This window comes from Rhodomicrobium udaipurense JA643, from assembly GCF_000636015.1.
Classification (GTDB): Bacteria; Pseudomonadota; Alphaproteobacteria; order Rhizobiales; family Rhodomicrobiaceae; genus Rhodomicrobium; species Rhodomicrobium udaipurense.
This window is the reverse complement of sequence record NZ_JFZJ01000026.1, coordinates 1-21790: the sequence shown is the minus strand read 5'-3', so window position 1 is coordinate 21790 and position 21790 is coordinate 1. Positions and strand designations below refer to the sequence as shown.

Sequence of the window (21790 nt, the reverse complement as noted above, 5' to 3'; positions counted from 1 at the left end):
TATGTCGACACCTGGCAAAAAGTATTTCTCCGCATTCTGCTTGCCGAGCGCTCTTTCACTATTGTCTCTTTATGTAGCGTCAACGTCCAGATTTTTTATGACAGCGCGAAGACTATTTTGGCTTGCGCCCGCGATTTCCACATCGGCGATGTGTCCGATCAGCGCCGGGTCGCCCTCCGCGTACACCGGCTGAAGGTAGGGCGAGCGGCCGACGACCTGTCCTTCATTGCGCCCGCGCGATTCCCACAGCACCGAAAGCGTCCGCCCCACCATGGCGGCATTGAAGGCGGTCTGCTGCGCGAAAAGGAGCGCATGAAGCCGCGCAAGGCGCTCGGACTTCACGGCTTCCGGCACCTGTTCGGCGCGGTCGGCGGCGGGCGTTCCGGGGCGCGGACTATATTTGAAGGAATAAGCCTGCGCGAAATGAACGCGTTCCACCATGCGCATGGTTTCCTCGAAATCCGCGTCCGTCTCGCCGGGAAACCCGACGATGATGTCGGTCGACAGCGCGAGGTCGGGGCGGGCGTCGCGGAGCCGATCCACGATGCGGAGGTAATCCTCCATGCGGTGCTTGCGGTTCATCGCCTTGAGGATGCGATCCGAGCCGGACTGGAACGGCAGATGGAGATAGGGCATCAGCTTCGGCAGATTGCGATGCGCGGAAACGAGCGCGTCGCTCATGTCGTTCGGGTGGCTTGTCGTGAAGCGAAGGCGCGCGATGCCGGCGACCTCGGACAGCGCGGCGAGCAAGTCCGGCAGCGTCCATGTCTTGCCCGACGGGCCTTCCCCGGCCCACGCGTTCACATTCTGCCCGAGAAGGGTGATCTCGCGGACGCCGCGCTCGGCAAGGCGCTTCGCTTCCTCGACGATCTGCGCCACGGGCCGCGAATATTCCGCGCCGCGTGTATAGGGCACCACGCAGAACGTGCAGAATTTGTCGCAGCCTTCCTGCACGGTGAGGAAGGCTGAGGGCGCCGCGCGAAGCTTCGGCGCGGGCAGGCTTGCGAATTTTTCGGCGGCGGGAAATTCGGTCTCGATGACCGGTCCGCGCGTGCTAGCCCGCCGCTCGATCAGTTCGGGCAGACGATGATAGCTCTGCGGGCCGACGATGATGTCAACTGCTGCGCGCCTTGCGATTTCCTCGCCCTCGGCCTGCGCAACGCAGCCCGCGACCGCGATCATGAGGTTGCCGCCGCCGTCCTGGCGGCGAGCCTCGCGGAGCACGCGCAGGCGGCCGAGTTCCGAGAATACCTTTTCGGCGGCCTTCTCGCGGATATGGCACGTGTTGAGGATGACGAGGTCGGCGTCTTCCGGCGCGCCCGTCTCGACGAAACCCGCCGCGCCCAGCGCGTCTGCCATGCGCTCGCTGTCGTAGACGTTCATCTGGCAGCCGAACGTCTTGATGAAGACGCGCTTTTCGGGCGCGTTAGCGGTGGGCCGCGCGTCTTGTTCAATCCCGGGGGCGCAAGCGTCCTGCATATCTCAAGCCGCGCGCGGACGCGCCGTCACCTGTTCGACATAGGACTGGCGAACCTCCGCTTCGGAGAACGCGGCGAGAGCCTTCCGGTCGCGCAACGATGCAAGCCGCACCGGTTCGCCGATGCGAACGGTCACGTCGATGGGGCCGCTTTTCAGCACGTTCCACGCGTGGCTCATCATGTCCATGTCGCCGTACCACGCGATGAAAGGGCGCTCATGGCGAAGGATCGGCAGGCCGTGAAGGTGTGTGTAGGCGATGGAAACAGTCTGCACCACGGGTTCCGGGCCGTTGTCGTTGGCGGCATTCGGCGCGAGCGAGGCGGCGGAGAAAAGCGAGCTTCGGAACGGCAGGATGCGGTTGCCGTCGCTGCTGGTGCCTTCCGCGAAGAGCACGATGGTGTCGCCGGTGGCGAGGCGTTCGGCGATCTCGCCCGCCTTGTCCTTCACGAGCGTGCGCCGCGTGCGGTCCACGAACACCGTGCGCTGAAGCTTAGCGAGCAGGCTGACGAAAGGCCACACACCCACTTCGGCCTTGGCGACGAAACTCAGCGGCGCGACGGTCGACAGAGCGGGAATATCGAGCCACGAAATATGGTTCGAGACGAGCAGCACCGGGCGATCGCTGGCGAGCTTGCCCTCGACATGCACGCGGATGCCGAGGATGCGGCAGACAAGCTTGTGATAGCTGTTCGGCAGCGTCTTCGCCTGCTTGAGCCCAAGCTTCAGGAACAACCATTGCAAGAGCATGAGCGGCAGCGTCACCGCGATGAACGCGGCAAGCAGAACCGTCGCCCTGATCGAACCGAGCAGTCGCATCATAAAGCCGTGAAAAACGAGAGTATCCATGCCGCCTTCACTTCCGAGCGCGTTCAACGATCGCTTCATTACGGGCTGCTTATCTCCGGGTCAACGGCCGAACGCACTGTATCCAGCCTCATCACGAGGGCTGTTTCCGACGCAGAGCTTTCGTGCCGATAATAGTTGTCACGCCGCGCGACGACGCGGAAACCGAGTTTTTCGTAAAGGCCGCGCGCTTTGCCATTAGTTTCCGCCACTTCCAGATAAATGCAAGCGATGAATCGCTCGCGGCACAGCTCAAAAGCGGCTTGCATCAGCCGCGTTGCATGGCCGCGACCTTGCGCGTCCAGCGCGACTGCGATGGCGAGGACTTCGGCCTCGTCGGCGGCGAACTGGAACAGCGCGAAGCCGCAAACGCGGCCGCGATCCGTGGCTTTCAGAAGGGCGCGATTCGCTTCGACGGCGGATGCGGCGAAGTCGGATTCGGGCCATCCGGGCGGCAGGGCTTTCGCGTGGAGTGCCGCGATCGCGGCTGCGTCCTCGGGCGACGCGCGGCCGATCAGGAAATCAGATCGCTCACTCATCTTTGCGGGCGATGATATTGCGCGTCTGGGGCTTGGCGTCGGGCGGACGGACGTAGAACGGTGTGGGAAGGTCGCGCGCGGGGTCAAGCGCCGGCGCAAGCTCGGCGAGAGTGAGCGCATCCGGGAAAAGATCCGGCGCGGCGATGGGAAGGGCAACGAAACCGCCGTTTATCAGCGCGGTGGCGGCGGGGCCGGAAAGGACATCGGCTTTCCCGTTGAAGAAGGCCGCGCAGTCGGCTTGCGGCAGGGCCACGATTTCGGTCACGGCTTCGCGGCCCGGCTTCAGAATTTGGCAAAAGACCGCGCTCACGCCCGCAGGCGCGGCAAGGCCGTAGGCACCCTTCGCATAGCTGCCTTGCTCGAACGCCTCGGCCATGATCGTAAAGCTCGTCGCGCCCACAACGGGAAGCTTTGCGGCAAGCCCAAAAGCGCGCGCCGCCGCGACGCCCGTTCGGATGCCGGAGAAGCCGCCGGGTCCGACCGACACCGCGATGCGGTCGAGGCCCGCGAAGGCCAGACCTGCTTCGGCCATGAGCGACCCGATGAGCGGAATGAGCTGCTCGGCTTGACCGCGCACGCTCTCAAGCCTTTTGACGCGCGCAGCCTCACCTTGCCGCGCGGATGTCACGGCGACCGAGGTGCGGCCCATGCTTGTTTCGATTGCTAGAACTCTCACGACTGATGGACACAACTCTTGTTACTGGCGGGAACGATAAGGGAGCTTATCGATGGAAGGATAGAATACGATTATACGATTGCTGAAATCTCATCGAAGACGAAGCGAGGTAAACGCGGGCGTAGCGCGGCCGGGTCGCCATAGCCCAAATTGCATATGAAGTTCGATTTGACGGGCGTTCCGGCGAAAAATTCGAGGTCCACGCCAGCCTGATCGAACCCCGACATTGGGCCGGTGTCGAGGCCGAGCGCGCGTGCGGCGATGATGAAGTAGGCGCCCTGAAGCGTTCCGTTGCGAAGCGCGGTCGTCTCCAGCACCGAGGCGCCCTTGCCTTCGAACCACGCTTTCGCGTTCTCGTGCGGAAAAAGTCGCGGGAGATGGTCGTAGAATTTCATGTCGTAACCGATGATCGCGCAGACGGGCGCGGCGAGCGTCTTCGCGCGGTTACCTTCCGACAGAAGCGGGATGAGGCGGAGCTTGGCTTCGGGCGATTTCACGAACACGAAGCGCGCGGGCGATTGATTGGCGCTCGTCGGCCCGAGGACCGTGAGATCGACGATCCGTCGCAGAAGGTCGTCCGCGACGGGTCTGTCCTGCCATTTTGTGTGTGTGCGGGCCTTCAGAAAAATCTGGTCAAGGCATTCCGCGAAGATGGGGCGCCCCATGCATTACCTCTTATTGTGTGCCCCGACCAAGGGCAGCACAACATATAGAGGATCGCGACTCGGAGCACTAGACGGGCTGGACCTCCTGAACCTCGGGAACGAAGTGTTTCAACAGGTTTTCGATACCATGGCGAAGCGTTGCGGTCGCGGACGGACAGCCGGAGCATGCGCCCTGCATCTTGAGGTAGACGACGCCGTCGCGGAACCCCTTGAAGGTGATGTCGCCGCCATCGTTCGCCACGGCCGGGCGCACGCGCGTCTCGATCAACTCCTTGATTGTCGTAACGACTTCCTTGTCGGCATCGTCGAAATCCTCGTCTTCCGCGACGAGCCTTTCGTCCGAAAGGACCGGCTGCCCCGACAGGAAGTGTTCCATGATGACGCCAAGGACCGGAGGCTTGAGGCTCTCCCAGTCGCCGCGATCCTTTGTCACGGACACGAAGTCCGAACCGAGGAACACGGCCGTGACGCCATCGACCTCGAACAGACGCGCCGCCAGCGGCGATATGCCCTCCGCGTCGTCGCTCGTGAGAAACTCGCGCGTGCCCTCTTCGAGCACCGTGCGGCCCGGCAGAAATTTGAGCGTCGCCGGATTCGGCGTCATCTCTGTCTGAATGAACATGTTTTTCCTCTTTTGCGCCCTTTCCCCCGGCGCCATCACCCAACCGCCGATTAATAAGGCAGGGTTGCCGCCGCCTTTCAAGTGAAAAGCCGACCGGCGCAGTCGGAAACTGCCTCTGCCTCAGGCGAGACCGTTCACTTCTTCGAGGGTGAGATTGCCGGGCACGATAGTGATGGGAATCGGGAAAGTGCCTGCCTTCGCGCCGGCGAGCGACGACACGAGCGGCCCAGGCCCTTTGGGATCGGTGGAGGCGCCGAGAACGAGGATCCCGACTTCCCGATCCTCCTCGATCAGTTTCACGATCTCTTCGGCGAGGTGCCCTTCGCGGATGATCTCCTCAGGCACGATTTCCTCGAAGCCCCACGTCTTCAGCTTGCGCGCGCGGAGTCGGAACACGGCGCGCGCCTTGTGATATTGCTCCTCGCGAAACGTTTCCTCGACGCCGAGCCAATGCGTCATTTCCATCGGCTCGATCACGAAAAGAAGCGAGAGCCCGCCCCCCGTGCGATGCACGCGGCGCGCAGCGTAATAGAGTGCGGTTTCGCCCTCTGGCGACTCGTCCACGATGACGAGGAATTTCCGCATGTGACCGGCGGTGAAAAGATCGCGAGGCTCACGGTTCGCCATTTTTGCGTCCCCTGCTGGACAGCCGGCAAATCGGGGCTTGCGGAAATCGGTGCTCGTTTCCGGGCCTTCGCGCCACGCTCGGAGCAAAGCTTATCACGATCTGCCCTTTGGCAAACAAGATTTGCCGAGCCGATGGCCACGGCATCGGTGGAGGCTTGCCGATCGAGCAGGCGATGGCGCGCTGCTTCTAGCGCTGCGCCTTCGTTACGAAGCCGACGATGTTTCGCACATGGCGCAGCGTTTCGGAGGCGATCACGTCAGCCCGATCCGCGCCATCCGCCAGCACCGCGTCGATATAGGCGGCGTCGGTCGAAATGCGCTTCATCTCGTCGCCGATGGGGCCGAGCTTGGCGACAGCGAGGTCGGCGAGCGCGTTCTTGAACGCCGAGAACTGCGAGCCGCCGTACTCGGCAAGGATCTTCTCCACGCTCTCACCCGACAGGGCCGAATAGATGCCGACGAGGTTCTCAGCCTCGGGGCGTCCCTCGAAGCCTTTCGGATCGGTCGGCAGCGGCTCCGGATCGGTCTTCGCCTTGCGGATCTTTTTCGCGATGGTGTCGGCGTCGTCGGCGACGTTGATGCGCGACAGGTCGGACGGGTCCGACTTCGACATCTTCTTCGTTCCGTCGCGCAAAGACATGACGCGCGTCGCCGGGCCGGAAATGATCGGCTCGGGCTGCGGGAAGAAGCCGTCGTTGAAGCCTTCGGCCGCGATGGTCTCCGCGAAGTCCTTGTTGAACTTCTGCGCGATGTCGCGGGAAAGCTCCAGATGCTGTTTCTGGTCCTCGCCGACTGGCACATGCGTCGCGCGATAGGCGAGGATGTCCGCCGCCATCAGCACGGGATAGACGTAAAGCCCGACGCTCGCGTTTTCGCGATCCTTGCCGGCCTTGTCCTTGAATTGCGTCATGCGGTTCAGCCAGCCGATACGCGCCACGCAATTCAGCACCCAGGCGAGTTCGGCATGCGCGCTCACCTGCGACTGATTGAAGATGATATGCCGCTTGGGATCGACGCCCGCCGCGATGAACGCCGCCGTCACTTCGCGCGTCGAGCGCTTCAGGTCGGCGGGGTTCTGCGCGACCGTGATCGCGTGCAGATCCACGACGCAATAGATGCAGTCGGTCCGGTCCTGCAACGCGACGAAGTTCTTGATCGCGCCGAGATAGTTGCCGAGATGCAGATTGCCGGTCGGTTGAACGCCGGAAAAGACGAGCTCTTTCATTGTCGTGCTGGCCTTGATGATCGAGGCGTTGTTATGAGCCGCGCCGGAGGCAAAATGCAAGCCCGGCTTTCTCCCGTAAACAGCGCCCTGCCGCCGCAGCGGCAGCGATCCATTCTACCGTCAATCGCAAGCCTGACGTTTATCGAACAGAACCCGGCCTGTGGTCGGCCGGGCTTTACGCCGTTCGAGCATTTAGGATCAAGACTTCCCGAGAACGAGCTTTTCATTCTCCGCGACGGCGGCCGAGATGTCCTGCTTCTCTTTATCGTTGCAATTGACCGTGTTCGCGGGCGGCATCGGAATAGTATTCGGATCGCGCTTTGCGGCCTCTTCCTGATCGACGACTTGCACCTTGCCGACAAGAAGCTGCACGGTGAACAGGTGAAGCGTGTTAATGTACTGAAGCTGGCTCGACGACCACTTGCCGGTCTTCTTCTCGCGAAGAAGCAGCGCATCGCGGTTCGCGATCACGAGTTCCTGAAGGTCGCATTTCTGGGCGCGGGCGCTGAGATAGGCGGCGCGGATGACTTCGCGCGCGTCGGCGTCGGGGATGACGATCTTCGACGGATCGGATTTGTCGATCACGGTCACCGACTTGTCCGGCTGGAGGATCTTGTTGGGCAGCGACTGCCAGGCGAGCGCCTTTAGCGTCTTGAGTGTCTTGTCGCTGATTTCACCCTTTGCCGTCTGCGTCTGCGCGACTGCAATCGGTGTGGCAAACAACGTCGCAGCTAAGATGATCGATCGCAAAATCATGACGGCCCCGAATCCCCTGATTGACTGAACACCTGCGCCTCGCCATCGGCGTTCGACGCGTCAAACCCCGGCTCATGGCAACGGGAAAAACGCGGCAACACTATGGCCTCGGTGCAGGCGGGTCACGCCTTGTTGGAACCCTGCCACGGTCCGCGCCGAAGGATCGCGACCATGCCGCGCAGCGTTCGCACCTCCTGCTCCGTCGGTGCCATTCTCGCGAACATCGTGCGGATGTTGTTGACCATCGTTTCGCGCTTCTCGGGCGGGAAGAGAAAGCCGCAATGGTCGAGTTCGCCTTCGAGGTGCTCGTAGAAGCCGATGAGTTCGCCGCGCTCGGCCGGGCGGCTCGCCTTGAAGCGGTGGCCCGCGCCCAGAGGCGCGTCGGGCAGCGTGCGCCCGAGCGAGTGCGGGTTCACGAGTTTGCGCCATTCATAGGCGAAAAGCAGCACCGACTGCGCGAGATTGAGCGAGGCGAAAGCCGGATCAACCGGCGCCGTCATGATCGCATCGGCGATGGCGACGTCCGAGTTTTCAAGCCCCGTCCGCTCCTTGCCGAAGAGAACGCCGCAGCGCAGATCGGCAACCTGTCGCTCCGCGATTTCGGTGACGGCGGTGTCTGGGGCGAGCACGGGCTTGGCGAGGAAGCGGCTGCGTGCCGTTGTGGCCACGATGTAGTGCAGATCGGCCACAGCGGTGGCGAGATCGGGATAAAGCCGCGCGCCGTCTACGATTTCCACAGCAAGCGCCGCCGACGCGCGCGCCGCTTCGTTCGGCCAGCCGTCTCGCGGCGCTACGAGGCGAAGCTCGCGCAGTCCGAAATTTGCCATCGCGCGCGCGGCAGCGCCGATGTTTTCGCCGAGTTGCGGCTCGACGAGGATGATGGCGGGAGCGGATGGCGATAGAGCCGATGTCATTGAAGGAGTCCTGTTCGCGGGCTTGCGCGAACAGGTTTATAGCAACCGCGAAAGACCGTTGACGAGGGAATCGGCGAAGACTTCGCCGCAGAATTCATCCGCTGGCCCGTTCCGGTGGATCTGGAAGGGGAGAACTGCGAGCACGGGCTTGCGGTCGTGGCTCAGCGGCCGCATGGGCGCCTCGCACGCAACGTCTCCGGCCTCGGCAGCCGTAGCGCCGAGATTTGCGGAGAATGCAGAGACCGGAGCAAGAATATTCTTTAGCTGGCGCGGCCCAAGCGGATCGAACGCGACATCGATGTGTCCTTCCACGCAGCGGACCACCGCTTCCGAGAGCACGAGATGACCGGGCGCGCAGATTTGCTGCAACCGCGCGGCGATGTTCACCTCGTCGCCAAAGAGGCCGGAGGAATCAACGATGACATCGCCCATATGGAGACCGATCCGAAGGCGGATGCGGTTTTCCTCGGGCAAAAGGAAATTGCGGCGTTCAATGGCGCGCTGCGTCTCTATCGCGGCACGCACCGCGTCGAGGGGGACCGGAAATTCAGCCATCCACGAGTCGCCTGCAACGCCGAACATGCGCCCCCGGTTCGAGCGGATGACATGCTCGGTGATCTGACGATAGGTCAGAAAACGCGACAATGTAAGTTCGTCGTCTGCTCCCATGTGACGGCAATAATCCGCCACGTCGGTTGCCATGATCGTGACAATACGCCGTTCAAACTGCCAAGCACGCCTGTTCACCGTATTCATTTTTTGACTACCAGGGCGAAGCTTTTATTCCGCTTTTTTGATTATGCCGCTTTTCTCAACGAGTGAGACGGCCTCCGTCAAGACTTTAACGGTCATTCAAGAAAACTTTATAAAAAGTTTAGCGATATCGTCGGTTGTTCCGCCCTGATCGCCTGCAGGGGGAGGCCGCGGACAACCCTCAGATTGCAGATCAATTATTATGATTGGTAGCAGTAGCGTCAATGGTGCCAATGGATGAATAAGATGCGCCTGCAAATATGCGACCTTAGGTAGCAACATCAGTTCTCTGGATTCGCAGTGGTTGAAGCGTTGCGGATTCAACGGCGTTTGTCAGCCTGGCTTCAAGGCGGCCGCTGTCGTCGTCCTCGATGGCGACGGATTCGAGTTCGACCGAAGCCGATCGAGCCGCGAGCCGCAGGCGAAAATAGACGCGCACCCCCGCGTGGCGAAAGGTCATGGGCAGGAGGATTTCCGGTGGCTCCGCCCACGAGAGCAAGGCTTGTCCGAGTTCACACAGTTCGATCGTTCCCGGTTTGAAATAGGGTTCGGCCGAAGAGTGAACGAGGCTCCTGAGGTTCGCCATCTGGCCGATGCGGATGAAGGCGGCGAAATCCAGCGCGTCGACGAGGCGAAGATCCGAGGCGAAACCGGCAAGCGCGGCGCCCAGAATCCGCTCCATGGCGGCGAAGTCCACTTCCAGATCAGGGGCGCTTTCCACAAAAAACGCACCCTCCGCTGTCATTGGACCCCGCTCCCTGAAAAAAAACGGGAGGCAAGCATCTTCTGCGCGCGCGAGAAACGGCGGCGCTCTACCTCTTCGAGGATTGCGGTCTTGACCTCTGCCGCATCGTGCCGCGCTTCCGGCCCGCCAGCGGGAAATTGGTCTGCGACGGCAACCCAGATCCGGCGGAATTCGGACAAGGCCTCGTGACGATGATGCTGAGGCATCGCGGTGCCGTTCGTGGCGTCGAACAATTCCACGGCGTCTGCCAGTTTGCGCGCGGTTGGAACATCCTGCGAGGTCGGCTCCTCGCAGATGAAAGAATAAGCAAACTGGTACATCACATCCTCTTCGTGGCAGACTGCAAGCGCCGCTGCTTATCGCACGCGACGCTTATGCCAAGCGTGAGGCGCGAAGGCGCGAAGCGCCATCGAATGGCTGCCGCGCGCCCTCTTGTCAGCTAAACCTTCGCGGGCTCCAACTGAGCTGTTGACGGCTTCCCGATGACCGAGGCGCCAGGCAGGGCGATGGTGACGCGAAGCCCGCCTTCCGGTCGGTTTTTCAGGATGACGTCGCCGCCATGGAACCGCGCGATGCCGCGCGCGATCGCAAGCCCGAGCCCCATGCCGCCCGTGTCGGCGTTTCGGGAATTTTCGAGGCGGACGAAAGGCGAGAAGACCTTTTCCATGTCGTCTTCCGGGATGCCGGGACCGTCGTCCTCGACCACGATCAAGGCTTCGTTGCCCGCCAGTTGCGTGGTCACGCGCGCGTGGGTGCCATAGGCGACCGCGTTCACCACGATGTTGCGAAGCGCGCGCTTCAGAGCGAAGGCGCGACAATGGAGGCTGAAGCTCGGCGTGTCGCTGCATTCGACGGGAGCGCCCATGTCCGCGAGGTCCGCGCAGACCGACGAAACGAGCGCGCCGACATCCACGAGCCGCGATTCTTCCAACTCCTCCAGTTCGCCGCCCTTGGCATAGGCGAGCGCGGATTCCGTCATCTGGAACATTTCGGCCAGCGTCTGGAGGATTTTCCGGCGCATCTCGTCGTCTTCGATGAACTCGGCGCGAAGCCGCAGACTCGTGATCGGCGTGCGAAGGTCATGGCTGAGCGCCGCCAGCATCTTCGTCCGCTCCTGCATGAAGGTGCAGAGCTTGTCCTGCATGTCGTTGAAGGCGCGGATCGTCTCGACGACTTCCGTCGGGCCCTTTTCCTCGATCTTCGCGGTGTATTCGCGCCTGCCGAGGGCTGTGGCCGCGTCCGCAAGTTCCTTCAGCGGGCGCACGACGCGGATCATGATGAACATGATGCCGAATGCGCCGATGGCGGCCATGATGACAAACTGAACGAACAGCGTGGGCGCGTGCGTCGGCGCGCCGCGAGGCCTTACGGCGACATTCAGCCATGCGCCCTTTTCGAGCGGCACCGAAATGTGCGCGTAAACGGGATATTCGGATGCGCTCTTCTTGCCGCTCGCCCCGTGCAGGCGTTCATAAGCCCGCTCGAAACCGCGCGCCAACGTTCCGAGACGAAATTCCGCGCGGAACGGATCGTAATAAGCGACGACCACCTTGTGAGCCCGGTTTCCGAATATTTCGCGCGCGCCGGAAGGCTCAAGCTCCGCATCGCCGGCTGTCTCTCGCGCAACGGCCTCATCGTCGATGGCAAACAGAACGACAGGCGAATTTGCCGCCTTGAGGATGGTGTCGTGATATTGCGACGGCGTGGTGTCGACGATATCCGCCACGGTTTCGACTCGCGCGAAAATGCCGCTGAGCCAGTCTTTCATCATGCGGGACTGCTGGTCGCGGATGATGACGACATACCCCACGGCTTGCGCCAGGATCAACCCCGCGATTGCGAGCACGACGAGCTGACCCTTCAGACTTTTCGGGAAAATTCGCATTACACGCGCTCAACCGTGCCGACGAATTTGTACCCGCCGCCCCAGATCGTCTGGATGATCTTCGGGTCTTTCGGATCTTCCTCGATCTTGCGGCGAAGACGGCTCACCTGATTGTCGATGCTGCGGTCGAACAGATTGGCCGCGCGCCCGCGCGTGATGTCGAGGAGCTGGTCGCGCGTCAGCACCACGTTCGGCCGGTGCAGGAAGGCCGCGAGCAGCAGATGCTCGCCGTAGGAGAGGGGCGTGACCATCTGGTTGCCGTCGATGAGTTCGCGCCGGTCGGCGTCGAAGAGGAATTGCCCGAACTTGATCCGCTCGCCGGGCGGCGTGTCGCGGCTCGGCGGCATGCTCTGCGCGCGGCGGATCACGGCGCGGATGCGCGCGAGGAGTTCGCGCGGGTTGAACGGCTTCGTGACGTAATCGTCCGCGCCGAGTTCCAGACCAATGATGCGGTCGGTATCTTCCGCCACGGCCGTAAGGAAGATAATGGGAGCGCTGTTGCTGTCACGAATATCGCGACAGAGCGAAATCCCATCCTCGCCGGGCATCATGATATCCAGCACGAGCAGGTCGAACGCGCCGGCCTTCAAATGACGCCGCGCCTCCGCCGCATCGGCCGCGACCGTCACGCGCATGCCATGCTTGACGAGGAATTTCGCGAGAAGGTCGCGGATGTCCTTGTGATCGTCGACGACGAGAATATGAGTTGATGTGTCCATTGGCTTCTCCCTCTGGCGTGGATGAAAGCGCCCGCGAGCGAAGTCGCTGTCACGCGCCCGGGCCGGTGTCGCGCGATATGGCTGCGCCATTTGTCCGACCGGAATTTGTCAAAGTTGCGCAAAAGACACGATGCCGCTGGTCTTTGCCGTAAAAAAGCGCGCCACTGGACGATTCCGCCAAATCGCGACACAACTTTTCACGGTGAGTGTCGTGGTTTCCAAGGTGCGAGAGAAACGCGGTCGGGTTCCGCGATGTTGATAAGGAAGAGAGAGGATCCCGGCGATGGAAGCAAGCCTTTTCCTTTTTGTCATAAAACCGCAGCCTGACTTACTTAGCATTCCAGGCAGAGACGATTCGCGGAACAAGTGACAAGCACGCAGCGTTAGTCCGAGCGCTCTCCTCCCGGTCGAAAGACCGTGCAGCGCCTGGCGCAGGTCGTTGATATAAAATACAGACAGCAACCAATTCTCATAACCGGAGAAGGTTTCGATGGAGCCGTTCGTTTTAGGCTGGCGCGAATGGGTTGCGCTTCCCGAACTGGGGCTGCCTGCGGTGAAGGCCAAGATCGACACGGGCGCGCGCACCTCCGCATTGCACGCCTTTTCGATCGAAACCTTCGGTCCGATCGATGCGCCCCGCGTCCGCTTCGGCGTCCATCCCGCCGATTACAGCGACGATATCGAGATCTGGTGCACGGCAAAGATCGTCGACCGGCGCATGGTGCGAAGCTCGAACGGCCAGGCCGAAAACCGCTTCATCATCGAAACGCCGATCAAGATCGGCGACCGCGAATGGCCGATCGAGATTTCGCTCTCGAACCGCTACACCATGGCGCATCGCATGCTTCTCGGCCGCACGGCCCTCGAAGGCGCGTCGGCCACCATCCTGCCATGGTCGGAATATCGTCAGGCGCAGCTTTCCTACGACGTCTATGGCGAGCAGGCCGGCAAGCCGAAGAAGCGTTCGCTTCGCATTGCGCTCCTGACAATGGAGCCCGGCAATTTCTCGAACCGCCGCCTCATCGAGGAAACCGAGAAGCGCGATCATGTGATCGAGCCGATCAACACGCTGCGCTGCTACATGAACATCAAGTCCATCGCGAGCGCGGTCCATTACGAAGGCAAGACGCTGCCCGACTACGATTTCGTCATCCCGCGTATCGGCGCGTCGATCACCGCCTACGGCACCGCCGTCGTGCGCCAATTCGAGATGACGGGCGCGTGCGTGCTCAATTCCGCGCAATCCATCGTGCAGAGCCGCGATAAGCTTTTCGCGCATCAGCTTCTCGCGATGCACAAGCTGCCGATGCCTGACACGGCGTTCGCAAGCTCGCATCACGACACCGACGACCTCATCAAGATGGTCGGCGGCGCGCCGCTCGTCATCAAGCTCCTGCAATCGTCGCAAGGCAAAGGCGTGGTGCTCGCGGAGAACCGCAAGTCGGCCGTGTCGCTGATCGACGCGCTGCGTAGCGCCGAGACGAGCTTCCTCGTGCAGCAATTCATCTCCGAGGCGGCGGGGCAGGATCTGCGCTGCATCGTGCTTGACGGCAAGGTGATCGCGGCCATGGTGCGCCGCGCGGCGGGCGACGAATTCCGCGCGAACCTTCACAAGGGCGGCCTTGCCTTCGAGGCGAAGCTCACCGCCGAAGAGCGCAAGCTCGCGATCAAGGCCGCGCACCGGTTGGGGCTGAAATTCGCGGGCGTGGACATCTTGCGCTCGTCCAAGGGGCCGCTGCTGCTGGAGGTGAATTCCTCGCCCGGTCTCGAGGGCGTCGAACGCACGACCGGCGTCGACGTGGCTGGCCTCGTGCTCGACTATATCGAGCAGCGCAGTTTCGGCACGCGGCCGCGGATGAAGAAGGCGGCTTAGGCTATGAGCATAGGTGGCAAGGTGGGTTAGCAGCCATGGCGTAAATTGCTTGCCTAGGTCGCTTGAGTTCGAGCTAGGAACTGAGATGACCGGAATGGACGCGGTTATTGACGACCTGCAAGCTTCTTCGCCGGTTTGCGCGTTCGTGAAATGTTTGTTTGTGAGGTAGAACCGAGTTTATCGCGAGTGTAGGCGTTCCAATTATCGTATTCAGAGGCGCTTAGTCCAAATCTTTCTGGGTAAGTTATTTTTTCTAGCTCCTTTTCAAGTACTTTGTTGTGCTCATACAATCGTGCGATACCTTCCTCTCGGCTCCTAAGCGTTTTTGCAAGCTGTTTGATATTCGAAATGTCGCGTTCGCAGTAGGACTTTATATGCATAATCGTGCTTATGTTTTCTTGACTTAGTTGTCGAGTAGTGGCAACGAGAACATCAAGCATAATTCGATACTGTTTAATAAATCTATCAATAATATCCGATAGGTCTTCTGCGTTATTATCTGAACTGAGTTGTGGGTCAATTTTTTTACGGAGACGCGTTATGCATGCGGACGCCTCCATTATCCCCATCTGGAATTGAAGTAGCTGATTTCCGAGACTAAGACCATCCTCTCCTGCCTTGCGTTCAATCGACCGGAGAGGTTCTAAAATTCGCTCTTTTAGTATTTTTACCTCTTGACGAAGGTTTGCTTCTGTAAGCGTTCCTTGTTGCAACCTATCTTTCTGTCGATCTTCAAAATTTTTCAGTTCGCCCAAAATGAGATTTGAATCGAGCCGTTCCTGAATGTCTTCGGCAGTCGATGGATATCCCAAGTTTATCTCCGGGTGCCAGCAGCAATCATCAAAAAAATCATAAATGATGATGCATGAGCGAAGCTGGTCATGCGCAGGTTGGTGGTGCGGAAGGTGAAAATTGATTCACGGAGGTTGGCCCGCTTCGCTTCCAAAGTGGGTCGAGGGGGATAGCACCGCGCCTTCCCGCCTCGCCCCTGTTCTCATTGCCCGCAAAACCCTCCCCTCTTTCCCCATCTCGTTAACCCTTTTTGCGGCGGATTCTGCTAAATTCCCACGTGTTCCGGTATCCGTTGCAGTGGTGAGTCATGCGTTCTTGTGTTGTGTCCGGCGAGGCTGCGCCCTTTGCCGCGGAAGGTATTCTTCAGGGCGATTGTCTCGAAATCCTTCGGCGCATGCCGTCGGCCTCGGTCGACCTCGTCTTCGCCGATCCGCCTTACAATCTCCAGCTCGGCGGCGAATTGCTCCGGCCGAACAATACGCGCGTCGATGGCGTAGACCACGCGTGGGACCGCTTCGCCGATTTCGCGACCTATGACCGTTTCAGCCGCGCCTGGCTCGCCGAATGCCGCCGCATCCTGAAGCCGAATGGCGCGCTCTGGGTGATCGGCACCTATCACAACATCTTCCGGCTCGGCACCGCGCTGCAAGACCTCGGCTTCTGGCTGATGAACGACGTCATCTGGCTCAAGACGAACCCGATGCCGAACTTCAAGGGCACGCGCTTCACCAACGCGCACGAGACGCTGATCTGGGCCGCGCGCGACGAGAAGGCGCGGCCGACCTTCAATTACGACTCGATGAAGGCGTTCAACGACGACCTCCAGATGCGCTCGGACTGGCTCATCCCGATCTGCTCCGGGCCGGAGCGGCTGCGCGACGACGGCGGCCGCAAGGCGCATCCGACGCAAAAGCCCGAGGCGCTGCTCGCGCGCGTGCTGATGGCGACGACGAAGCCCGGCGACCTCGTGCTCGATCCGTTCTTCGGCACGGGCACCACGGGCGCGGTGGCGAAGCTGCTGCGGCGCCGTTTCATCGGCATCGAGCGCGACCCGGATTACGTGGCGGCAGCCAGCGCGCGCATCGCGGCCATCGAACCGTGCGACGCGAAGGCCGCCGCTCTCATCACCTCGAAGCGCGCCGAGCCGCGCGTGCCCTTTGGCATGGTGCTGGAACGCGGCATGCTGCGGCCGGGCGATGTGCTGTTCGACGCGAAGGCGGAAATCCGCGCGCAGGTGATGGCGGACGCGTCGCTGATGTGGAACGGAACGCGCGGCTCCATCCACTCGGTTGGCGCGAAGGCGCAGGGGCGCGGTGCGTGCAACGGCTGGACCTTCTGGCATTTCGAGCAGCCGAAGGACGGGCTCGCGCCGATCGACCTGCTGCGCATGGAAGTGCGCAAGACCATGGGGATGCGCGCGGCGGCTTAAGCGCGGCGCATAGAACAAAAATGGCCGGGGATCACGCCCGGCCAAGTCATCCGAAATTGATCTCGGCGCCTATTCCGCCGCGCGAAGTGTGGGGCTTTCGACCTCGCCAGCATGGCGCACGGCGACGCCCGTAAACGCGCCGCAATGGCCGCAGGAAATGTAGCGCTGCACGCCGCGATCATGGCCGAAGCCGTATTCGACATCGCGCACGCTGAGCGAGGTGGAACCGCAGCAGGGGCAGGCGACGCTGGAGGCGGACTGGCGGCCGAGGCTGTTCGCTGTCTCGACCCATTGATTGAAGGGGGCTTTCGTGCTCTGCGCCATGGCGCTCACTCCCGGTTCATCCGTTTCTTGGCGGCGGTTTTGAAAATGCTTCGCCTGCGCCCGCAAATTCTTGAAGCTGCGAGCACCTGCCAGCCTGTGTCTATTTGATATATGACAAGTGTTGCAGGCGGATTTCGGAGTCGCAAGCGTTTCTTTGTCGCTCCCCACGACTTTGGTAACGCACTCGAAACACATGGCTTTTTTGTCGCAGTCGGATGCGTTTTCCGCGCTGGGCGTGGATCGTTGCGCACAATCTTGCCGTGATTGCATGAAAAAGCCCCGCAACGCGCGAGGCTTGTCGCGAAAACGTGATGCGAATCGGTCAGGCGGCCGCAAGCTTCCGCAGCACATAGGGCAGGATGCCGCCCGCGCGGAAATAGGCGAGTTCGTCAACCGTATCGATCCGGCACAAGAGCGGTACGTTCTTCAGCGCCCCGTCCGCGAAGACGATTTCCGCCGTCATGTTTTTTTGCGGCGCAAGCTCGCCAAGGCCGCGGATCGTCACCGTCTCCGAGCCGGTCAGCCCCAGCGCCTGCCACGACATGCCGTCCTCGAAAACGAGCGGCAGCACGCCCATGCCGACGAGGTTCGAGCGGTGAATGCGCTCGAAGCTCTGCGCGATGACCGCGCGCACGCCGAGTAGCCGCGTGCCCTTCGCCGCCCAGTCGCGGCTGGAGCCTGTTCCGTATTCGCGCCCTGCGAAAACCACGAGCGGCACGCCGTCCGCTTTGTACTTCATCGCCGCGTCGTAGATCGCTGAGCGCTCGCCGTCCGGCTCATGCAGCGTCACGCCGCCTTCGATGCCCGGCACCATCTGGTTCTTGATGCGGATGTTGGCGAAGGTGCCGCGCATCATCACCTCGTGATTGCCGCGCCGGGAGCCGTAGGAGTTGAAGTCGCGGGGCTCGACGCCGTGCTCGATGAGGTAGCGGCCAGCGGGGCTCGTGCGCGCGATGGAGCCCGCCGGGCTGATATGGTCGGTGGTGATCGAGTCAAGGAAGAGGCCGAGCACGCGCGCGTTCTCTATATCGGCGATGGGTGCGGGCGCGTCGCCGGTCAGATGCTCGAAATAAGGCGGGTTGCGGACGTAGGTCGAGGCGTCGTCCCAATCGTAGGTCTTGCCGGTCTGGCTGCCGCCGACCGCCCGCCAGCGTTCGTCGCCCTGGAAAACATGGGCGTAGCGCGTCTTGAACAGCTCCGGCGTGATGGCCGTGCGCACGATCTCCGCGATCTCCGCCGAGGTTGGCCAGATGTCCGCGAGATGGACCGGCTTGCCGTCGCTGTCCGTGCCGAGCGGATCGGTGGTGAGGTCGATCTTCATCGAGCCAGCCAGTGCATAGGCGACGACGAGCGGCGGCGAAGCGAGGTAGTTCGCGCGCACGTCAGGGTTCACGCGGCCCTCGAAATTGCGATTGCCCGACAGCACGGCGGCGGCGATGAGATCCTTCTCGGCGATGGCCTTGGAGATTGGCTCCGGCAGCGGCCCGGAATTGCCGATGCAGGTGGTACAGCCATAGCCGACGAGGCCGAAGCCGAGCGCGTCGAGGTCGGCTTGCAGGCCGGAAATCGTGAGATAGTCCGTCACCACCTGGCTACCCGGCGCGAGCGATGTCTTCACCCACGGCTTCGGCTTGAGGCCCTTTTCGCGCGCTTTGCGGGCGAGCAGCCCCGCCGCGATCAGCACGCTCGGGTTCGAGGTGTTCGTGCAGGAGGTGATCGCCGCGATGACAACGTGGCCGTCTGCCATGGAGTAATCCGCGCCCTCGACGCTTATCGCGCGATCCAGCAACCCGCCGTTAGGCGAGCCCTCGGCGACCATCTCCGCCGCCTCGCTGCCCGGTTTCGGCGCGCGCATCTCCGCTACCGTGTCGAAAAACCCTGCCGCCGCCTGGGCCAATGCAACGCGATCCTGCGGGCGGCGCGGCCCGGCAAGGCTCGGCTCGACTGTCGCAAGGTCGAGTTCGAGCACGTCGGTGAAGACGGGATCGGGCGTCGCCGTCTCGCGCCACAGCCCTTGCGCCTTCGCGTAAGCCTCGACAAGCGCCACGCGGTGCGGGTCGCGGCCCGTCGCGCGGAGATAGGCGAGCGTGTCCTTGTCGGTCGGAAAGAAACCGCAGGTCGCGCCATATTCGGGCGCCATGTTCGCCATCGTCGCGCGGTCCTCGACCGAGAGCGTATCGAGGCCGTGGCCGAAATATTCCACGAACTTGCCGACGACGCCCTTCTTGCGGAGGATCTGCGTCACGGTCAGCACAAGATCGGTGGCGGTCACGCCCTCGTTGAGCTTGCCCGTGAAGCGGAAACCGATCACCTCGGGAATGAGCATCGAAATCGGCTGGCCAAGCATGGCCGCTTCCGCCTCGATGCCGCCGACGCCCCAGCCGAGCACCGAGAGCGCGTTGATCATGGTCGTGTGGCTGTCGGTGCCGACAAGCGTGTCGGGGAAGGCTTGTTCGATGCCGCCCGTGTCCTTCGTCCACGCGGTCTGGCCGAGATATTCGAGGTTCACCTGATGGCAGATGCCGGTTCCGGGCGGCACCACGCGGAAATTGTCGAAGGCCATCGCGCCCCAGCGCAGGAACTCGTAGCGCTCGCGGTTGCGCTCATATTCAAGGTCGACATTGATCTCGAAGGCGCGCGCATTGCCGAAGCTGTCCACCATCACCGAATGGTCGATGACGAGCTCGACGGGCACGAGCGGATTGATCTTCGCGGTATCGCCGCCGAGTTTCGCCATCGCGTCGCGCATCGCCGCGAGGTCGACGACGGCGGGCACGCCTGTGAAATCCTGCATCAGCACGCGCGCGGGGCGAAAGGCGATTTCGCGCGTCGAGCGGCGCTCGGTGAGCCACGCGGCGACGGCGCGGATATCGTCGGCGGTGACGGTCTGCCCGTCCTCGAAGCGAAGCAGGTTTTCGAGGAGCACCTTCAACGAGAATGGAAGCTTCGAGACGTCGGAAAGGCCATTCGCCTCCGCATCGGCGAGCGAGAAGAATTCATAGGGCTTGCCGTCGACGGTGAGCGTTTTCCGGCTGCGGAAGCTGTCGAGGAAGCGCGGAGTTAAGGAAGCCACAGCGATTCTCCATCTGTGCGAAAATGCTTCTTGTGGGCATGCGGCAGAGTACCATAAAGAGAGGTTCGGCCTCCCTTCGACACGAGAATTTCATTTGTGAGTATTACCCCGCTCACCCGTTCTGGTTCCGCTTCTGCTCGCGCGATGGCCGTTTCGAGCCTCGCGGCGGAAGGGCTTGCCTGCCAGCGCGGCGGGCGCATCGTGGTGCCCGCGCTGTCGTTCAAGGTTGAGGCGGGAAGCGCGCTGATCCTTCGCGGGCCGAACGGGGCGGGCAAGACGACGCTCCTTCGCACCATCGCGGGCTATCTTCCGGCGGAGTCGGGTCGCGTCGCGGTGACGGACGACAAGGGGCAGGGCACCGGCGAAGGGCATTTCCATTACATCGGCCATACGAATGGCATCAAGCCGCGCCTCACCGTCATCGAGAATGTGAGCTTCTGGCAAAGTTTCTATTCCGGCGCGGAAGACGTGGAGGCTGCCGAGAACGCGCTCGAAGCGTTCGACCTCCTCGACCTCGCGGAATATCGCGCGGGCCATCTCAGCCAAGGGCAGGCGCGGCGCCTCGGCCTCGCGCGGCTACTCGCGGCAAAGCGCGCGGTGTGGCTCCTCGACGAGCCGTCAGTCTCGCTCGATACGGCCTCCACGCGGCGGCTCGAAACGGCGATCCGGGATCATCTCGCGCAAGGCGGCATCGCGCTCGTCTCGACGCATCTCGACCTCGCGCTCGGCGACGCCGCCACCGTTCTCGAACTCAAGCCTGGGCGGGCGTTTGCAGCATGAATGCCTTCCTCGCGCTCCTCACCCGCGACCTGACGCTCGCGCTTCGCCAAGGCTCGGCCATCGGGACCGCGCTCGGCTTCTATCTCATCGCGGTGTCGATCATTCCGCTCGGCCTCGGCCCGGACCTCGCGCTTCTGTCGCGCATCGCGCCGGGTATCCTCTGGATTTCGTTCCTGCTGTCGGCCGTGCTTTCGGTGGATGCGCTGTTTCAGGAGGACCGCGACGACGGCTCGCTCGACGCGCTCGCCATCGGCCCGCTGCCGGCCGAACTCATCGCCACGTCGAAAAGCCTCGCGCATTGGCTGACGACCTGCGTGCCGCTCATCGTGGTAACGCCGCTCGCGGGGCTGCTCCTCAATATGGAACTCGACGCGGTGCCGAAACTGCTCGCCACGCTGGCGGTCGGCACGCTCGGCATCAGTTTCGTCGCGGGCGCGGGCGCGGCGCTGACTTTGGGGCTTCGGCGCGGCGCGCTGCTGCTGCCGCTCTTGATCCTGCCGCTTTTCGCTCCTTTCCTCATCTTCGGCGTCGGAGCCTTGTCCGGCGCGGCCGGGGCATTTTCGCAGAGCATCCTCCTTCTTGGGGCGCTTTCGCTGTTTTCGGTTGCGGCGATGCCATTTGCCGCTGCACTTGCCCTTCGCCTGAGTTTGGAGTGAGTTATATAAGACACAAAGTGGGGACGAGACGCTTATGGCAGACCTGACGAACACCGAAACGATACGGCCGGGGTGGTTTTCCACGCTCGCCAATCCGACAACCTTCATGCGGCTGTCGGGAAAGGTGCTGCCATGGCTTACGGTCGCGACGCTTCTGCTGTTCGCCATCGGCCTGACGGGCGCGTTCCTCGCTCCGCCAGACTACCAGCAGGGCGAGACGGTTCGCATCATGTTCATCCATGTGCCGTCCGCGTGGCTGGCCATGATGTGCTACACGATCATCGCCATCTCGTCGGCGGGCTATCTCATCTGGCGGCACCCGCTGGCTGACGTGTCGGCGAAGGCGGCGGCGCCCATCGGCGCGACGTTCACGCTGCTCGCGCTCGTCACCGGTTCGCTCTGGGGCAAGCCGATG

23 protein-coding genes are annotated in these 21790 nt (G+C 62.3%); 5 read left to right on the top strand and 18 right to left on the bottom strand.

The window, feature by feature from the left end; all coding sequences use genetic code 11:
- Positions 1–69: 69 nt before the first annotated feature.
- The 15 genes from miaB to T281_RS06050 all read right to left on the bottom strand — a co-directional run bounded on the left by miaB (position 70) and on the right by T281_RS06050 (position 12448).
- The gene (gene miaB, locus T281_RS06120) at positions 70–1479 is read right to left on the bottom strand and encodes a tRNA (N6-isopentenyl adenosine(37)-C2)-methylthiotransferase MiaB (RefSeq protein WP_037235794.1); all 1410 of its coding nucleotides are present in this window, start codon (positions 1477–1479) and stop codon (positions 70–72) included.
- Positions 1480–1482: 3 nt separating this feature from the next.
- A complete protein-coding gene (olsA, locus tag T281_RS06115; protein WP_162173126.1) occupies positions 1483–2325 on the bottom strand; it encodes a lyso-ornithine lipid O-acyltransferase in 843 nt (280 codons plus the stop codon).
- 38 nt (positions 2326–2363) lie between these two features.
- A complete protein-coding gene (gene rimI / locus T281_RS06110; RefSeq protein WP_052037147.1) occupies positions 2364–2861 on the bottom strand; it encodes a ribosomal protein S18-alanine N-acetyltransferase in 498 nt (165 codons plus the stop codon).
- On the bottom strand, positions 2854–3537 hold the full coding sequence (gene tsaB / locus T281_RS06105) for a tRNA (adenosine(37)-N6)-threonylcarbamoyltransferase complex dimerization subunit type 1 TsaB (RefSeq protein WP_210164073.1): 684 nt from the start codon (positions 3535–3537) through the stop codon (positions 2854–2856). The genes rimI and tsaB overlap by 8 nt, the downstream gene beginning before the upstream one ends.
- A gap of 71 nt (positions 3538–3608) precedes the next feature.
- On the bottom strand, positions 3609–4202 hold the full coding sequence (locus T281_RS06100) for a malonic semialdehyde reductase (RefSeq protein WP_037235788.1): 594 nt from the start codon (positions 4200–4202) through the stop codon (positions 3609–3611).
- 67 nt (positions 4203–4269) lie between these two features.
- A complete protein-coding gene (locus tag T281_RS06095; RefSeq protein ID WP_037235821.1) occupies positions 4270–4824 on the bottom strand; it encodes a NifU family protein in 555 nt (184 codons plus the stop codon).
- Positions 4825–4944: 120 nt separating this feature from the next.
- Positions 4945–5451: a universal stress protein gene (locus T281_RS06090; protein ID WP_037235785.1), complete on the bottom strand. Its 507-nt coding sequence runs from the start codon at positions 5449–5451 to the stop codon at positions 4945–4947.
- Between the two features lie 187 nt (positions 5452–5638).
- Complete coding sequence (gene trpS / locus T281_RS06085) at positions 5639–6676, bottom strand: tryptophan--tRNA ligase (protein WP_037235819.1); 1038 nt, start codon at positions 6674–6676, stop codon at positions 5639–5641.
- Between the two features lie 198 nt (positions 6677–6874).
- Positions 6875–7432: a hypothetical protein gene (locus tag T281_RS06080; RefSeq protein WP_013418843.1), complete on the bottom strand. Its 558-nt coding sequence runs from the start codon at positions 7430–7432 to the stop codon at positions 6875–6877.
- A 122-nt stretch (positions 7433–7554) separates the two neighbouring features.
- The gene (locus tag T281_RS06075; RefSeq protein ID WP_037235782.1) at positions 7555–8346 is read right to left on the bottom strand and encodes an RNA methyltransferase; all 792 of its coding nucleotides are present in this window, start codon (positions 8344–8346) and stop codon (positions 7555–7557) included.
- A gap of 36 nt (positions 8347–8382) precedes the next feature.
- Positions 8383–9048 (bottom strand): adenylate/guanylate cyclase domain-containing protein, encoded by a 666-nt coding sequence (locus T281_RS06070; protein WP_162173125.1) that lies wholly within the window; start codon positions 9046–9048, stop codon positions 8383–8385.
- Between the two features lie 319 nt (positions 9049–9367).
- Positions 9368–9844 (bottom strand): hypothetical protein, encoded by a 477-nt coding sequence (locus T281_RS06065; RefSeq protein ID WP_052037145.1) that lies wholly within the window; start codon positions 9842–9844, stop codon positions 9368–9370.
- The gene (locus T281_RS06060; protein WP_155955127.1) at positions 9841–10083 is read right to left on the bottom strand and encodes a hypothetical protein; all 243 of its coding nucleotides are present in this window, start codon (positions 10081–10083) and stop codon (positions 9841–9843) included. Before T281_RS06060 ends, T281_RS06065 begins: the two co-directional genes overlap by 4 nt.
- A gap of 200 nt (positions 10084–10283) precedes the next feature.
- Entirely contained in the window at positions 10284–11729 is a 1446-nt protein-coding gene (locus T281_RS06055; RefSeq protein WP_037235775.1) for an ATP-binding protein, read from the bottom strand.
- Positions 11729–12448 carry a response regulator gene (locus T281_RS06050; RefSeq protein WP_037235772.1) on the bottom strand — a complete coding sequence of 240 codons (720 nt, stop codon included), beginning with the start codon at positions 12446–12448 and terminating at the stop codon, positions 11729–11731. Before T281_RS06050 ends, T281_RS06055 begins: the two co-directional genes overlap by 1 nt.
- Positions 12449–12938: 490 nt before the next feature.
- On the opposite strand from T281_RS06050, the gene rimK reads away from it, so the two are divergent.
- Positions 12939–14321, top strand: coding sequence for a 30S ribosomal protein S6--L-glutamate ligase (rimK, locus tag T281_RS06045; RefSeq protein WP_037235768.1), 1383 nt, complete (start codon positions 12939–12941; stop codon positions 14319–14321).
- Between the two features lie 104 nt (positions 14322–14425).
- Here rimK and T281_RS18690 read toward each other — a convergent pair whose 3' ends face one another.
- Complete coding sequence (locus tag T281_RS18690) at positions 14426–15133, bottom strand: hypothetical protein (RefSeq protein WP_155955126.1); 708 nt, start codon at positions 15131–15133, stop codon at positions 14426–14428.
- A 287-nt stretch (positions 15134–15420) separates the two neighbouring features.
- On the opposite strand from T281_RS18690, the gene T281_RS06040 reads away from it, so the two are divergent.
- Positions 15421–16542, top strand: a complete 1122-nt coding sequence (locus T281_RS06040; protein ID WP_052037143.1) for a site-specific DNA-methyltransferase — start codon at positions 15421–15423, stop codon at positions 16540–16542.
- A gap of 69 nt (positions 16543–16611) precedes the next feature.
- Here the strand turns inward: T281_RS06040 and T281_RS06035 are convergent, their stop codons facing one another.
- On the bottom strand, positions 16612–16866 hold the full coding sequence (locus T281_RS06035; protein WP_155955125.1) for a hypothetical protein: 255 nt from the start codon (positions 16864–16866) through the stop codon (positions 16612–16614).
- A 322-nt stretch (positions 16867–17188) separates the two neighbouring features.
- Positions 17189–19939 carry an aconitate hydratase AcnA gene (gene acnA / locus T281_RS06030; protein WP_037235762.1) on the bottom strand — a complete coding sequence of 917 codons (2751 nt, stop codon included), beginning with the start codon at positions 19937–19939 and terminating at the stop codon, positions 17189–17191.
- 144 nt (positions 19940–20083) lie between these two features.
- On the opposite strand from acnA, the gene ccmA reads away from it, so the two are divergent.
- The 3 genes from ccmA to ccsA form a co-directional block, all read left to right on the top strand.
- Complete coding sequence (gene ccmA / locus T281_RS06025) at positions 20084–20719, top strand: heme ABC exporter ATP-binding protein CcmA (protein ID WP_037235758.1); 636 nt, start codon at positions 20084–20086, stop codon at positions 20717–20719.
- A complete protein-coding gene (ccmB, locus tag T281_RS06020; protein WP_037235756.1) occupies positions 20716–21375 on the top strand; it encodes a heme exporter protein CcmB in 660 nt (219 codons plus the stop codon). Before ccmA ends, ccmB begins: the two co-directional genes overlap by 4 nt.
- Positions 21376–21409: 34 nt before the next feature.
- Positions 21410–21790: cytochrome c biogenesis protein CcsA (gene ccsA / locus T281_RS06015; protein ID WP_162173124.1), on the top strand; the 381-nt coding region annotated here is incomplete at its 3' end.